This is a genomic window from Serratia grimesii, from assembly GCF_900186025.1.
Lineage (GTDB): Bacteria > Pseudomonadota > Gammaproteobacteria > Enterobacterales > Enterobacteriaceae > Serratia > Serratia grimesii.
The window spans coordinates 4507004-4522353 of record NZ_LT883155.1 but is presented as its reverse complement, the minus strand read 5'-3'; the positions used below and the strand labels follow the sequence as shown (position 1 = coordinate 4522353).

The 15350-nt window shown below is 54.2% G+C and carries 12 protein-coding genes and 1 tRNA gene; 7 read left to right on the top strand and 6 right to left on the bottom strand.

The window, feature by feature from the left end; all coding sequences use genetic code 11:
- Positions 1-18 precede the first annotated feature (18 nt).
- Positions 19-2040: an NADPH-dependent 2,4-dienoyl-CoA reductase gene (locus tag SGBXF1_RS21090; protein ID WP_186427504.1), complete on the bottom strand. Its 2022-nt coding sequence runs from the start codon at positions 2038-2040 to the stop codon at positions 19-21.
- A gap of 349 nt (positions 2041-2389) precedes the next feature.
- Here SGBXF1_RS21090 and SGBXF1_RS21085 point away from each other — a divergent pair, with 349 nt between their 5' ends.
- Positions 2390-4009 (top strand): ABC-F family ATP-binding cassette domain-containing protein, encoded by a 1620-nt coding sequence (locus SGBXF1_RS21085; RefSeq protein ID WP_186427503.1) that lies wholly within the window; start codon positions 2390-2392, stop codon positions 4007-4009.
- A gap of 49 nt (positions 4010-4058) precedes the next feature.
- Here the strand turns inward: SGBXF1_RS21085 and pdxR are convergent, their stop codons facing one another.
- Entirely contained in the window at positions 4059-5525 is a 1467-nt protein-coding gene (gene pdxR, locus SGBXF1_RS21080) for a MocR-like pyridoxine biosynthesis transcription factor PdxR (RefSeq protein ID WP_186427502.1), read from the bottom strand.
- A 121-nt stretch (positions 5526-5646) separates the two neighbouring features.
- On the opposite strand from pdxR, the gene SGBXF1_RS21075 reads away from it, so the two are divergent.
- Genes SGBXF1_RS21075 through SGBXF1_RS21065 form a run of 3 tightly spaced genes read left to right on the top strand, consistent with a single transcriptional unit; the run spans position 5647 to position 9682 of the window.
- On the top strand, positions 5647-6912 hold the full coding sequence (locus tag SGBXF1_RS21075; RefSeq protein WP_061807854.1) for a 4-aminobutyrate--2-oxoglutarate transaminase: 1266 nt from the start codon (positions 5647-5649) through the stop codon (positions 6910-6912).
- Positions 6913-6924: 12 nt separating this feature from the next.
- Positions 6925-8379, top strand: coding sequence for an NAD-dependent succinate-semialdehyde dehydrogenase (locus tag SGBXF1_RS21070; protein WP_186427501.1), 1455 nt, complete (start codon positions 6925-6927; stop codon positions 8377-8379).
- Between the two features lie 58 nt (positions 8380-8437).
- A complete protein-coding gene (locus tag SGBXF1_RS21065; protein WP_037416463.1) occupies positions 8438-9682 on the top strand; it encodes an aromatic amino acid transport family protein in 1245 nt (414 codons plus the stop codon).
- Between the two features lie 73 nt (positions 9683-9755).
- Here SGBXF1_RS21065 and yfcF read toward each other — a convergent pair whose 3' ends face one another.
- Entirely contained in the window at positions 9756-10391 is a 636-nt protein-coding gene (gene yfcF, locus SGBXF1_RS21060) for a glutathione transferase (protein ID WP_061807856.1), read from the bottom strand.
- A gap of 171 nt (positions 10392-10562) precedes the next feature.
- On the opposite strand from yfcF, the gene SGBXF1_RS21055 reads away from it, so the two are divergent.
- Complete coding sequence (locus SGBXF1_RS21055; protein ID WP_186427500.1) at positions 10563-11279, top strand: HPP family protein; 717 nt, start codon at positions 10563-10565, stop codon at positions 11277-11279.
- A 169-nt stretch (positions 11280-11448) separates the two neighbouring features.
- Here the strand turns inward: SGBXF1_RS21055 and SGBXF1_RS21050 are convergent, their stop codons facing one another.
- A complete protein-coding gene (locus SGBXF1_RS21050; protein ID WP_037416472.1) occupies positions 11449-11946 on the bottom strand; it encodes a DUF2569 domain-containing protein in 498 nt (165 codons plus the stop codon).
- 187 nt (positions 11947-12133) lie between these two features.
- Positions 12134-12210 (bottom strand) — tRNA-Ile (locus SGBXF1_RS21045).
- Between the two features lie 147 nt (positions 12211-12357).
- Between SGBXF1_RS21045 and mug the strand changes: the two genes are divergently transcribed.
- The gene (mug, locus tag SGBXF1_RS21040) at positions 12358-12846 is read left to right on the top strand and encodes a G/U mismatch-specific DNA glycosylase (RefSeq protein ID WP_061807858.1); all 489 of its coding nucleotides are present in this window, start codon (positions 12358-12360) and stop codon (positions 12844-12846) included.
- A gap of 19 nt (positions 12847-12865) precedes the next feature.
- Positions 12866-13318, top strand: coding sequence for a nuclear transport factor 2 family protein (locus tag SGBXF1_RS21035; protein WP_037416478.1), 453 nt, complete (start codon positions 12866-12868; stop codon positions 13316-13318).
- Positions 13319-13366: 48 nt separating this feature from the next.
- Here SGBXF1_RS21035 and rpoD read toward each other — a convergent pair whose 3' ends face one another.
- A complete protein-coding gene (gene rpoD, locus SGBXF1_RS21030) occupies positions 13367-15205 on the bottom strand; it encodes an RNA polymerase sigma factor RpoD (RefSeq protein WP_037416481.1) in 1839 nt (612 codons plus the stop codon).
- Positions 15206-15350 lie beyond the last annotated feature (145 nt).

Genomic DNA, 15350 nt, shown 5'->3' with positions numbered 1-15350 from the left:
GCCCCCTTATTATTGTCACTACAGTGCCATCGCCAGACGCGTGCCCTGATCGATAGCGCGGCGGGCATCCAGCTCGGCGGCGACATCCGCACCGCCAATCAAATGTACTGTTTTCCCCATTTCCAACAGCGGTTGCTGCAACTCGCGACGCGGCTCTTGCCCGGCACAGATAATCACTGTATCGACGGGTAAGCAGCTTTCCTGCTCGGCTCGCACAATATGCAGGCCTTCATCATCAATACGTTGATAATTCACACTGTTTAGCATCTTTACACCGCGCATCGCCAGACTGGTGCGGTGAATCCAACCTGTTGTCTTCCCCAAGCCTTCGCCCACTTTACTGGTCTTACGTTGCAGCAGATAAATTTGTCGAGCTGCGTGTGTCACCACTGGTCCTTCGGCTGCCAGACCGCCGCGATGGTTAAGCTGGTTGTCGATACCCCATTCACGGTTAAACTCGGTTTGATCCAGGCTGCTCGACACGCCGTGCTGGCTGAGGTACTCGGCGGTGTCGAAGCCAATGCCGCCGGCACCGATAATCGCGACCCGTTGGCCGACGGGTTTCTTGTCGCGCAGTACGTCCAGATAGGTCAGCACGTTGGCGTTATCGATACCGGGGATCTCCGGAGTACGCGGCACGATACCGCAAGCGAGGATCACGTCGTCAAATTCTGCCAGATCGGCCGCTGTCACCCAGGTACCCAGTTTCAGCGTCACCTCGAGCTGCGTCAGTTGGCGGTGGAAGTAGCGTAGAGTCTCGTGGAATTCCTCTTTACCGGGGATCTGCTTGGCGATGTTGAACTGACCGCCAATCTGATCGGCAGCATCGAATAACGTCACCCGGTGGCCACGGCTGGCGGCTGTGGTGGCAAATGCCAGCCCGGCTGGCCCTGCGCCGATGACCGCCAATTTTTTCGGTTTCTCTGTCGGGATCAACGGCATTTCGGTTTCGCGGCAGGCACGCGGATTAACCAGACAAGAGGTGAGCTTGCCTTCAAAAATTTGGTCGAGGCAAGCCTGGTTGCAGCCAATACAGGTATTGATTTCGTCGGCGCGTCCCTCGGCAGCTTTTTGCACAAAGGCAGCGTCAGCCAGGAATGGACGGGCCATCGACACCATGTCTGCGCAGCCGTCCGCCAACACCTGTTCTGCTACCGCCGGATCGTTGATGCGGTTGGTGGTGATCAGTGGGATGCGCACTTTCCCCATTAGCTTACGGGTTACCCAACTGAACCCCGCGCGTGGCACCATGGTGGCGATGGTCGGAATACGTGCCTCATGCCAGCCGATGCCGGTGTTGATGATGGTCGCTCCCGCCTGCTCAACCGCCAGCGCCAGCTGTTCGATTTCCTGCCAGCTGGAACCGTCTTCCACCAGATCGAGCATCGAAAGGCGATAAATCAGAATGAAATCGCTACCGACCGCCTGCCGCACCGCCCGGACGATCTCCACGGCAAAACGCATGCGGTTGCTGAAACTGCCGCCCCATTGGTCGTCGCGCTGGTTGGTGCGCGACACCAGAAATTGGTTGATCAGATAACCTTCGGAACCCATCACCTCGACGCCATCGTAACCTGCCTGCTGCGCCAGTGCTGCACACTGGGCAAAGTCGGCGATAGTCTGCAAGATCTCATCCTCGCTCAGCGCAGTGGGGGCGAAGGGGTTGATCGGCGCTTGCAGTGCAGAAGGGGCTACCGGCTGCGGTTGGTAACTGTAGCGACCGGCGTGCAGGATCTGCAGTGCAATTTTGCCGCCAGCCTGATGGACCGCATCAGTGACAATGCGATGGTGAGCGACCTGCTGCGGGTGGCTGAGGGTGGAGCCACCGCGATACACCACACCTTTTTCATTGGGGGCAATACCGCCGGTAACGATCAACGCTACGCCAGCCGCCGCACGTTCGGCATAGAAGGCCGCCATCCGCTCGGGCCCATTGGGCAGTTCTTCCAGGCCGGTATGCATTGATCCCATCAGCACTCGATTTTTCAGGGTAGTGAAGCCGAGATCCAGCGGTGCCAGCAGGTGTGGGTAATTGCTCATTGCAGTCTCCATCGTTCATCCCCTGCCTCTTTCAAACGGGCTATCGCTTGAAAATTATTGGGCATGATTAGTTGTTATTATTATGTTGCGACACTAAGTGGTCGGATGAGATAAATCTAGCCGTTGTCACTGCCGTTGGGAATCTGTGTTGCGCTGAATGTGATAGATGTCATGAATCTTTATTGTTGTTTGCATACTGAACAGCAAATCGGTTAGCATTTGCGCGTTGAAATTCCTTCTCTCTGCGGAGCCATTACCGAAAATGAACACACACACCTGCTGATATCTTGTCCTGCGCTGCACATATCCGTGCTTTGTGGGGATGTTTTGATTTCATTCAGGAGTGCTTATGGCTCATTTTGCGCAGTCCCCCCATTTTGTTTTACACCAACTGACCTGCCAGTTTGCTGACGGTGAAACGCTGTTCGGCCCATTGGATCTGACTTTCGATCAACAGCATTGCGGCCTGGTTGGGCGCAACGGCGTCGGCAAAACTCGACTGCTGCGCCTGATAGCGGGGCTAGATCAGCCCGGCGGCGGGCATGTTGAATCTCATGCTTCATTGGCCTATGTGGCACAGCAGCCAGAAATTTCATCGGACACCACGCTAGCGGAGCTGCTGGGCTACGGTGAGATGTTCGCCGCGCTGGCCCGTCTTGAGCAGGGGCAGCCGCAAGCGGAAGATATCGATCGTCTTGAAGGGCGGTGGGATCTGAATGATCGTTTACAGATCGCTTTTACCGCTGCTGGGTTGCCAGCGTTCGATCCACAACGACCGGCACATGATTTGAGCGGCGGAGAACGCATGCGTGCTGTATTGTGTGGCGCGATGCTGGGCGATGCGGACTTCCTGTTGCTGGACGAACCGACCAACCATCTCGATGCCTGGGGGCGTGATTGGCTGTATCAGCAACTAGCAAGTTGGCGCGGTGGTTTGCTGGTTGCCAGCCACGATCGGCAACTGCTGGCACGCATGCAGCGCATCGTTGAACTGACGCCCGACACATTGCTCAGCTACGGGGGTAACTATGATGATTATCGCCGTCAGCGTGATTTGGAGCAGCAGGCGGCGCGTGCCGGGTTGGAGCATGCGCGGCAGGAGCGGCGTCGCATCCGTGCCCGACAACAGAAAGAACACGACATCAGCCAGCGGCGTTCTGCGCAAACGCTGAAAACGGTTGATACGCTGAATATTGCCTCCTTTGAACGTGTGGCCTACAAGGGAGCTGCCAAAGAAAGTCTCGGTACGCTGCGTAAGCAGCATCATGATCAGAAGACCAGTCTCGACGCCGCTGTGCGTGAGGCATACCAACGGATAGATGAAGATAACCCGGTGATGTTGACGCTACCGGGCAGTGCCGTGGCGGCGGGTAAACAGGTGTTAGTACTTGAACAACTGCAACTGCCTTTTATTGCTATGCCACCGTTGGACTTGCGCCTCGACGGCCCTATGCGCGTCGCACTGACCGGCCCGAATGGCTGCGGTAAATCCACGTTACTGAAGGTGATTGTGGGCCAATTGGTGGCCGATTCCGGCCGGTGCCACTGTCCGTTGTCAACGGCTTACCTCGATCAAAATCTTTCACAGTTCGATCTGTCGCTGTCGGTCGTCGAGCACCTTGGCTTGCAGGATTCGCCGCTCAATGAGGGCACGGTTCGCAGCCAGTTGGCGCAGTTGCAACTACATGCAGAACGTGTGCTGTTGCCCTTGGCAGCACTAAGTGGGGGAGAGCGTTTGAAGGCGGCGCTTGCCTGTATGCTGTGGCGGCAGGAGCCAGCGCAATTGCTGATGCTGGATGAACCGACTAACCACCTGGATTTGGCTTCCTCATTGGCGATTGAGCGCGCGTTGGTCGATTTCCCTGGCGCCATGCTGGTGGTATCGCATGATGAGGCGTTTTTGCAGGCGTTAAAATTAACCCACCGCTTACAGTGGCAGGAAGGAAAGTGGCAACTTCAAGTCTGGTGATAAACGTCAATTGAATGTGCAGAGCGGCCTTAGGGGCCGCTTTTTTGTATCAGGGATTGATGCATTCCAGCAGTTGGGCAAAGGCGGCTGCCATCTGTTCTTCCGGCACGCAGGCGAAGCCCATTAACAGACCACGGCGATGGTTGGGCAGCATGTAATAACGCGAAAGCGGTCGCACCAGCACGCCGCGTGTGTTAGCAGCGGCGGCGATCGCCACATCGTCAGCTTCGTCTGGCAGATTAAGGATCAGATGCAACCCGGCGTTGTTGTTGAATTCGCTGAGCGCCTGCTTACCCAAATGCTGTTCGATCAATGTGGTCAAAAATGCCCGACGTCGAGCGTAAAGCAGTCGCATGCGGCGGATATGCGCCGTGTAATGGCCTTCCTGAATAAATTGCGCCAATGCGGTTTGGATCAGCAAGTGACCCCCACGATACAGTTCGGCATGAGCCGTTTTCAGTGCCGCCATCAACGGTTTTGGCAATACCACGTATCCCAACCTTAGCGCGGGGTAGAGCGTTTTACTGAAGGTGCCGATGTAGATTACCGGTGCGTCGGCTTCCAGCCCTTGCAGCGCCGGTATCGGCTGGCCGGAGAAACGGAATTCGCTGTCGTAGTCGTCTTCAACAATCCAACTGCCGCCGTTGCGTGCGAGTGCCAACAGCCGTTGCCGCCGCGCCAGACTCATCACGGAGCCCAGCGGATACTGGTGCGAGGGCGTAACGAAAATCAGCCGTGGTGCGCCAGTGGGTTTTTCCGGCGGCACCATACCAGCTTCATCAACCTCTAGCGGGCAGATATTCACGTCGTTCATCCGCAGGATATTGCGGATCCCCCAGTAACCCGGCTCTTCAATCCACGCATCGTCACCCGGATTGCACAACATGCGTGTCACCAGATCTATCGCCTGATGAATACCCTCTGTGATCAGAATTTGCTCCGGAGAACAGCGGACCGAGCGTGCTACCCGCAAATAATCCACCAGAGCATGTTGCAGCTCCGGGCTACCGCCCTGATTGCTGTAAGTCAGTCGCTGTGGTGCAGGACGACGACTAATGCGTGCCTGGATTTTGCTGAATAACTGGTGTGGAAAGGCGTTAACGTCGGGTACGCCGGGAATAAACGCGCCCCATTGTTTTGGGCTGGCACTGGCGTGGTGCAAGAGGGTAGTACCGCGCGCTGACAGTTCAATACGTCGTTGTTCCCCGTCACTGCCCGTCGGCGCACTGGTAGTGGATAAACAACTATCCGGTACGGTTTCGGCGACGAATGTGCCACTTCCGGCACGAGCCAGAACATATCCTTCTGCCAGGAGTTGTTCATAAACGGTTAATACAGTGTTACGAGAAAGGCTGAGTTCCTGCGCCAAATCCCGTGAGGCAGGCAGCCGGCTGGAGGGCGGCAGGCTGCCGTCCAAAATACTGGTGCGGATCGCGTTATATAGCCGTTTATGCAGCTTATCTTCAGGTTGTTCGCCAAGACGTTGCAATAACAGATCACCACTCAGTGAGCGCAATTGGATCCCTTAATTAATCGTAACTGGCTCTCGATTATAGGGCCACATCCTGTGTAAATAAACGTCATTGTTTCACGAATGTGAACGAAACGTACAACAGGCACCGACTGGAGAGAACAACATGAAAAACGCAGAATTGAATCAACGTCGTCAGGATGCCACTCCGCGTGGGGTAGGTGTGATGTGTGGTTTTTACGCTGAGCGTGCAGAAAACGCCACGCTGTGGGATGTCGAAGGCAATGAAGTTATCGATTTCGCTTCTGGTATTGCCGTATTGAATACCGGGCACCGTCACCCGAAAGTGATCGCCGCGATTGAAAAGCAACTGAAGGCGTTTACTCATACCGCTTACCAAATTGTTCCTTACGAAAGCTACGTAACGCTGGCGGAACGTATCAACCAATGTGCGCCGATCGAAGGTCCATGCAAAACCGCGTTCTTCACCACCGGTGCTGAAGCGGTAGAAAACGCCGTCAAAATTGCGCGTGCTCATACGGGGCGTCCGGGGCTGATCACCTTTGGTGGCGGTTTCCACGGACGTACCTACATGACCATGGCGCTGACCGGAAAAGTGGCACCTTACAAGTTGGGCTTCGGACCATTCCCGGGTTCAGTGTTCCACGGGCAGTACCCGAACGCGTTGTATGGCGTGACCACTGAAGACGCGATGAACAGCCTGGAACGTATTTTTAAAGCGGATATTGATCCTAAGCAGGTCGCCGCTATCGTGCTGGAACCGGTGCAGGGGGAAGGCGGTTTCAATATCGCACCCGCCGAGTTTATGCAGGCGTTACGTACCTTGTGCGACGAGCACGGTATTTTGCTGATTGCCGACGAAGTGCAGACCGGTTTTGCTCGTACCGGCAAGCTGTTTGCAATGGATCATTACAGCGTAAAACCCGATCTGATCACCATGGCAAAAAGTCTGGCAGGTGGCATGCCGCTGTCTGCCGTGGCGGGTCGTGCCGAAGTGATGGATGCCCCAGCTCCGGGCGGGTTGGGCGGCACCTATGCCGGTAACCCACTGGCGGTAGCGGCTGCACTGGCAGTGCTTGACGTGATTGAAGAAGAACAGCTGTGCCAACGTTCGCAACGCCTGGGCCAACATCTGGTGGAAGTGTTGCAGCAGGCGCGTCAGACCAGCCCGGCGATTGCAGATATTCGTGCACAGGGTTCGATGGTGGCGGTGGAGTTCAATGATCCGGCGACCGGTAAGCCATCAGCGGAAATTACCCGTCAGGTACAACAGAAAGCATTGGCAGAAGGTCTGCTGTTGCTGAGCTGTGGTGTGAACGGCAATGTGATCCGCTTCCTGTATCCGCTGACCATTCCTGAGGACCAGTTCACCAAAGCGCTGGGCATTCTTTCTCGCGCATTGGCTCAATAAGGAGTGGCTGCTATGAAACTGAATAATCCCGAACTGTTACGCAGTCAGTGCCTGATAAATGGTGAGTGGTGTGATGCGCTGAGTGGAAAACGCGAAGCGGTCATCAACCCAGCAACCGGTGTTGAACTGGCCAGCATACCGCTGGTCAGCGGCGAAGAGACCCAACAGGCAATCAATGCGGCGCAGGTGGCGCAGCAAAGTTGGAAGCAACTGACCGCAAAACAACGTTCCTCGCTGATGCAGACCTGGGCCGACAAGGTGCTGGCAGCACAAGAAGATTTGGCGCAGCTGATGACGGCTGAACAAGGGAAATCATTGGCGGAAGCGCGTGGTGAAGTGGCTTATGCGGCCTCGTTTATCACCTGGTTCGCCGAAGAAGCCAAACGGGTAGACGGTGCGGTATTGCAGGCGCCATTAGCTTCACAGCGCTTAGTCGTCGTGAAACAACCGATCGGCGTTTGTGCGGCGATCACACCGTGGAATTTCCCAGCTGCGATGATCACCCGCAAGGTAGCACCGGCATTGGCGGCAGGCTGCGCCATTATCGTTAAACCGGCCGAGCAAACGCCGCTGACTGCGCTGGCGTTGGGCAAACTGGCGCAGGATGCAGGCATTCCTGCTGGTGTGCTGCAGGTGGTGACCGGTGACGCTGCCCAAGTGGGCAAAGTGCTGTGCGACAGCCCGGTGGTACGCAAACTGAGCTTTACCGGTTCGACCGAAGTCGGCCGTATTTTGATGGCGCAGTGTGCGCCAACCATTAAGAAGCTGTCGCTGGAGTTGGGCGGCAATGCACCGGTGATTGTATTCGACGACGCGAATTTGGACGCCGCGGTAGCGGGCATTATGGCCTCTAAGTTCCGCAATAGTGGCCAAACTTGTGTCTGCGCCAACCGTATCTACGTGCAAGACGGTATCTATGACCGTTTGGTGGACAAACTGGTGGTGGCGGTTGAGCAACTGAAGGTCGGCGACGGCAGCCAGGAAGGTACCACGCAGGGGCCGCTGATCGACCAGGATGCGGTTGAAAAAGTGCAGAACCACATCGACGACGCGTTGATCAAAGGCGCGCAGATCGCGACCGGTGGGCAGCCGCACGCACTGGGCCGTACCTTCTTCCAACCGACGGTGGTGACTGGCGTGACGCAAAAAATGCGTTTCGCCAAAGAAGAAACCTTTGGACCGGTAGCGCCGTTGTTCCGTTTCCATGATGAGGCGGAAGCCATCGCCATGGCCAACGATACCGAATTCGGCCTGGCCGCCTATGTGTTCACGCAGAATGCGTCGCGCCAGTGGCGAGTGCCGGAAGCCCTGGAGTACGGCATGGTCGGTATCAATACCGGGTTGATTTCCAATGAAGTCGCGCCGTTTGGCGGCGTGAAGCAGTCAGGACTCGGACGTGAAGGATCGCGTTACGGGATTGAAGAATATCTGGAGCTAAAATACCTGTGTATCGATGTGAGCTGTTAACCACCGGGAAACTAACCTACCCCGGTGGCCCGAGCTGCCGGGAGACAAAGGATGCTGCATGTCTTCTGATAATACCTATATTTCTCCGGCGCTTGCCGCCGGGGTGCGAACGTCTGCACCCACCAAATCACTGAGTTTCCTCGAAGGGGTGGCGATGATTGTCGGCACCAACATTGGGGCCGGTGTACTGTCCATCGCTTATGCCTCAAGCAAGGCTGGCTTTTTACCCCTGTTGTTTTGGTTGGTGTTAGTGGGGAGTTTGACCACGGTCACCATGCTGTATGTCGCCGAGTCGACTCTGCGTACCCGTGCTCATTTGCAGTTAAGCGGGCTGGCAAAACGTTATGTCGGCGGTATTGGTGCCTGGCTGATGTTTGCTTCTGTCTGTGTTAACAGTGTTGGAGCTTTGACTGCCTATATGACTGGCAGCGGCAAGCTGTTGCAATCCCTGTTTGGTATTTCTCCGGCGATAGGCAGCCTGCTGTTTTTCGTGCCGGCGGCAGGGGTGTTGTATCTGGGGCTAAAGGCGATTGGTCGCGGTGAAAAGTTTATCAGTATCGGTATGGTGGTGATGCTGACCGCATTGGTAGCGGCCACATTGCTCAAAGATACCACCCAGATGCGTAACCTGCTGGACGGTGATTGGCGCTTTATGGTGCCGGTATTCAACGTGGTGGTGTTTTGCTTCTCTGCGCAATACATCGTGCCGGAAATGGCACGTGGTTTCTCGGACAAACCAGAGCAACTGCCCAAGGCAATTATGGTCGGCATGGCGGTGACTTTTGTGCTGCTGGCAGCGGTGCCGATGTCGGTGATTGCGCTCAGTGGGCTAAATGGCATCTCTGACGTGGCAACCATTTCATGGGGACAGGCGTTGGGGCAGTGGGCCTTCTTCTCAGCCAACATCTTTGCGCTGTGTGCGATGTTGACGTCTTACTGGGGGTTGGGTGGTAGCTTCCTGACCAATATTTTTGACCAGTTCAGGCTGGGCAACGACGAGCAGCCGCTGCGCCGCTTCGGTGTGTTGATGTTGGTGGTGTTGCCACCGTTTGTGCTGGCGTACAGCGGGCTGGTGTCGTTCGTTAACGCGCTGTATTTCGCTGGGGTATTCAGCGGGGTGATCTTGTCGATTATGCCGATGTTAATCTTGCGTGGTGCGCGTAAGCACGGCGATCAGACGCCGCGTTGGCAGTGTAGCTGGATCACTCATCCGTTGTTGCAGATCAGCATTGTGTTGCTGTATCTGGCAAGCGCGGTATATGCCATTGCCTCGTTATTAGGTTATCTGCCCTCTGGATGGTGACTTGCCTTCCCTCAAGAAGTGATGTTGTTTCTCGGTCATTGAGAACGGCGGCGTCGTGGCCGCCGATTTTTTATTACCCGCTTATTTTCTCCGGCAGTGCCAACCAGGCCTGTACCGAAGGGCGTTGCCACTGTTTGTGTGCATAGTGGCGAATACTTTCGGGTACGGCATCACCGTGTATCACCAACCGATTCAGCATCAAGGCCAGATCGGTATCGGCAATGCACCATTCCCTGAACAGGTTATCCTGGCCGTGGCTCAGCAACTTTTCGACGACGGCGATCAGCTTGTTGGCGGCAGCCTGCGCAGCGGCGGACAACGGTGGAAACTTACTGTTAATGAACACGGCCTCGGTGGGACGCTCGGCACGCAGGGCCTGCAAATCGCTGCGTAACCATGCCTGAACCTCGCGGGCCTTGGCCCGTTGTTTGACATCGCGTGGGTACACCGGGTGGGCCGGATGGATCTCATCCAGGTATTCATCAATGGCTGAGGATTCCGAAAGCTGAAACTCGCCGATCACGAGCGTAGGCACCCGGCGCGTCAATGACAGCGCCGCGTAGGCTGCTTCTTGGTTTTTCCCCTGTGCCAGGTCGACCGGTTTCACGGTGAAGGGGATGCCTTTTTCCGTCAGCGTAATAAACGCCGACATGGCATAAGGGCTGAAAAATTCAGCATCGGTATAGAGTTCGGCAATCGGCTGAGACATTGGGATTTCCTCAAGGCAAAGGGACGCGAACTTTGATAATTGACGAGGAATGGCTAAAGATCAATCTGTTAGCTGAAAGTTATTTCTAGCGTGTTTGGCGTGGTAAGCGGCAGAAGCCTGCGTTGTGATATATTTGTTGCCATTAAGTTGAATTTGGCAGTGCGAAGTAACATGAAGATGTCGTTGAAAGAAAGATTGAAAGTGGGATGCGCACGTTTGTGGCCGCATCCTCTGGCCGTTGGTAAAAAAGAGATTTTACTTTCCAGCGTCGGCGCTGGGTTGGGGTTGATGATCGCAGGTTGGATCAGTCATTTTGTGCTGCGCGAGGTGAACCTATGGTTCATCGCACCTATGGGGGCATCTGCCGTGCTGTTGTTTGGTGTTCCGAACAGCCCGTTGGCGCAACCTTGGTCGATCGTGGGCGGCAATATATCTGCTGCGGCGGTGGGGGTGAGTACCAGTCTGTTGATTCCTGATCCCGGGTTAGCCTGTGGAGTCGCAGCCGCGCTGGCGATTGGATTGATGTTCAAACTACGCTGTTTGCATCCGCCCGGTGGTGCAGTCGCACTGACTGCGATCCTCGGTGGGCCGGGTATTCACCAACTCGGCTATAGCTTCGTGTTGTACCCAGTACTGCTGAACTCAGTCTTATTGGCGCTGTTGGCGATTATCTTCAATAACCTGGCAGGGCGACGCTACCCGCACCCTTTGGCACCGACCGAGGCCAAGCCAGCCAATCTGCCGATCGATGCGGTGTCTATTACCCGCGCCGACTTGCACGAGGCGCTGATGCAGGGCGAACTGTTTGATATCGATGAAGACGATCTGCAGGACATCCTGTTGCGTGCCGAACAATTGGCGCATCAGCGGCAGACTGGCAAAGCCTGATTACGCGAGTGTTTTTCGATAAAACACGACTCGCTCTTTTTCGCTAAAACCCCGCGTCGTATGCAGGCGCTGGGAATCTACTTGAGTCAACCAGAGACTCTGGGCAACGGCTTTCTGCCGTGCCAGAGATTATCTGGCTGATCTGTACGTATTTGGGCAATATTTTGACTCAGTGCACAAAAGTGCGTTTAACGCGTACTGAGACGTAGAAATAAGGTATCCAGATACAAGCTCCGATAATATTTCGGATCAATGGGCGGGACTCTTCATAGTTAAGCGCAACGTCTAAATAACGATTGCCAAGGTAAAGATCTATCGCTAAGAAAAGAATATTAGCTAGCAGCAGACCAATATAAAATCTGGGTAGCTGACGTTTCTTACGGAAGAAGAGGCTGGTGGTATAAATAGACAATAAAAACAGGCCAATAAAGCTGAATAGTTCGAAAAACAAAATCCCTTTGAGTGCCACCTGCAGAACGTCGTAATGGTTAAGTGCTATCTTGAGTGTATTGGTGATGGCGACAATATGACCAATGATGCTAATGAGCAGGCCGAACGCAGGGACAAAAAGCCAACCACGGATTTTCTTAAATTCTTTGTTTTCGCAATCCGCACAAAAATCACTGTCTTGAAGTGCTTGATTGTCGCATTGAATGCACGTCGTCATTATTCCTCCTGGAAAAATAGAATCCTTGTCTGGACAAATTATGTAGCGGTACGTTGAATTTGGCTACTGGATCGTATCTGAAGTTTTGAAAAATGCGAACGTCGCCATTTTGTCGCCTCAGCGGGCACGAAACAAAAAAGCCACTTCAGGAGAAGTGGCTTAATATGCTGTAATATCAGCTAAAATTTGGTGGCCCCTACTGGACTTGAACCAGTGACCAAGCGATTATGAGTCGCGTGCTCTAACCAACTGAGCTAAGGGGCCAAGCGGCGAGATTATACGGTAATCTTTTGGCGCAGGTCTACTGTTAACCATCTGTATGTTGCTTTTATGCGCAGTTATAGCCTGTTGTAATTACTGGCGGATTTTGCGATAACCGCTGTAAATCCTTTTAATGGACGCGCGAACCCTATGGAACTCCTGGCACCCAACCTGCGGGTGGTGTTTTGCGGCATCAACCCCGGCCTTTCTTCAGCCCATCAAGGCTACCCTTTTGCTAACGGCAGCAACCGCTTCTGGAAGGTGGTGCATCAGGCTGGCTTTACTGAGCGTCAATTGGCCCCCGAGCAGTGGCAGCAGTTGCAAGATACAGGCTGTGGCATCACTGCGCTGGTGGCACGGCCAACGGTAGCGGCCAGTGAAGTAACGCGCGACGAGTTACTCAGCGGTGGTGAGGCGTTAAAAGAAAAGATTTTGCGTTATCAGCCGCGTGCACTGGCTATCCTGGGGAAACAGGCGTTCAGCAGTGCCTTTGGTGTGCGTAACGCGTCTTGGGGGCGTCAGGAGATGACCATTGGCAAAACTGCGGTTTGGGTATTGCCTAACCCAAGCGGATTGAACCGTGCCACGCTGGAACAACTTACAGCGAGCTATCACGCGCTGTACCTGGCCCTGAAATGATCTTTATTGGAGCTCATGCATGAAATCGATAATCAAAGGCTGTGTGGTTGGTCTGTTGTTGGTTGCCGGTGTTGCTCAGGCAGGTAACACCCCGAAGGAAGTGCAGAATAAAAATAACGTGTTGGAGTTTTATCAGCAGGGGCTGAACAACAAGGATTTTGCGGCGGCGCGGCCCTATTTGGGCGATGAATACAAACAACATAATCCTAACGCGCAGGATGGTGTAGAAGGATTCCGTAAGTTTGTCGAACTGTTGAAAACACGTTTTCCCCGTTCTCATAGCGCAATCAAACAGGTATTTGTCGACGGTAACTATGTGATATTACATGTGGAAACCAGTGGACGTGAAAAGGGAAAAACAGCCGCAATTATCGATATTTTCCGTCTCAACGATGCGGGGAAAATCGTGGAACACTGGGACGTTACCCAACCGGTGCCGGAAAAAACGGCCAGTGGCAACAGCATGTTTTAGACAATAAAAAACCCCGGCATGCCGGGGTTTTTTGCAAGCAGCTAAACCTTAATCGTCCAGGAAGCTACGCAGTACTTCGGAACGGCTTGGGTGACGCAGTTTACGCAGTGCTTTGGCTTCGATCTGACGAATACGCTCACGGGTAACGTCAAACTGTTTACCCACTTCTTCCAGCGTGTGGTCAGTATTCATGTCGATACCGAAACGCATACGCAGCACTTTCGCTTCACGTGCAGTCAAGCCAGCCAGTACGTCGTGCGTTGCAGAACGCAGGCTTTCTGAAGTTGCAGAATCCAGTGGCAGCTCGAGGGTAGTATCCTCGATGAAATCGCCCAGATGTGAATCTTCATCATCACCGATTGGCGTTTCCATGGAAATCGGCTCTTTAGCGATCTTCAGCACTTTACGGATTTTGTCTTCCGGCATCAGCATACGTTCAGCCAGCTCTTCCGGCGTCGGTTCACGGCCCATCTCTTGCAGCATCTGGCGCGAAATACGGTTGAGCTTGTTGATGGTCTCAATCATATGCACCGGAATACGGATGGTACGCGCCTGGTCGGCGATAGAGCGAGTGATAGCCTGACGGATCCACCAGGTGGCGTAAGTTGAGAACTTATAACCACGACGGTATTCGAACTTGTCTACGGCTTTCATCAGACCGATGTTACCTTCCTGGATCAGATCCAGGAACTGTAGACCACGGTTGGTGTATTTCTTGGCGATAGAAATAACCAGACGCAAGTTAGCTTCAACCATTTCTTTCTTCGCACGGCGGGCTTTCGCTTCACCGATAGACATGCGACGGTTGATATCCTTCACCTGCTCGATAGTCAGGCCGGTTTCTTCTTCAATCTGACGCAGTTTTTGCAGGCTGCGCTGTACGTCTTCGGAAACGTCTTTCAGCTTCTCTGACCATGGCTTAGCCATTGCCAGTGCTGCTTCGAACCAGGTGTTGCTGGTTTCGTTACCGGCGAACAGAGTGACGAAGTTTTTCTTCGGCATTTTGCACTGTTCAACACACAGCTTCATGATGATACGTTCTTGAGTACGAACGCGGTCCATCATGGTACGCATGCTGTTGACCAGGAAGTCGAACTGTTTTGGCACCAAGCGGAACTGCTTGAACACTTCAGACAGCTTCAGGATTTCTTCTGCTGCGCTGGCGTGGCTACGGCCGTTCTTTTTGATGACAACACGGGTCGCTTCGTATTGATCACGCAGGTCGGCGAATTTCTGGCGTGCCAGTTCCGGATCGATGCTGTTGTCGTCTTCAGCATCGTCGTCTTCGTCGTCTTCTTCTTCGTCATCGTTCTGTTCTTCAGTCGACAGTTCAGAACCAACGTGCGTAGCGGTAGGGGCGATGTCCTCTTCCGCATTAGGATCAACGAAGCCGGTGATCAGATCGGACAGACGAGCTTCGCCTGCTTCGACGCGATCGTACTGCTCCAGCAAATAGGTGATGGCTTCAGGGTATTCGGCAACAGAGCACTGAACCTGGTTGATACCGTCTTCAATACGCTTGGCGATGTCGATTTCGCCTTCACGCGTCAGCAGTTCAACGGTACCCATTTCACGCATGTACATGCGCACCGGGTCGGTGGTACGGCCAATCTCAGACTCAACGCTCGACAACACTTGAGCGGCAGCTTCTTCCGCATCTTCGTCTGTGCTGTTTGAGTTTTCAGCGAGTAATAGGTCATCGGCGTCTGGCGCTTCTTCCAGAACCTGAATGCCCATGTCGTTAATCATCTGGATGATGTCTTCGATCTGGTCGGAGTCGACGATATCTTCCGGCAGATGGTCATTGACCTCAGCATAGGTCAGATAGCCTTGCTCCTTACCACGGGTGACAAGTAGCTTTAGCTGTGACTGCGGGTTTTGCTCCATAAGACGGTATCCACACTTCAGAGTATTTGGGTTGGTGTCGGTCGGCGAAACCGCCAACAATAGCATTTGGGGCGTTTTTGTTGTTGCCGCGGCCCACTGTGGCGGCATATTGCAGGGCTCTGCCCTCGCATTTATCGGCACTTAA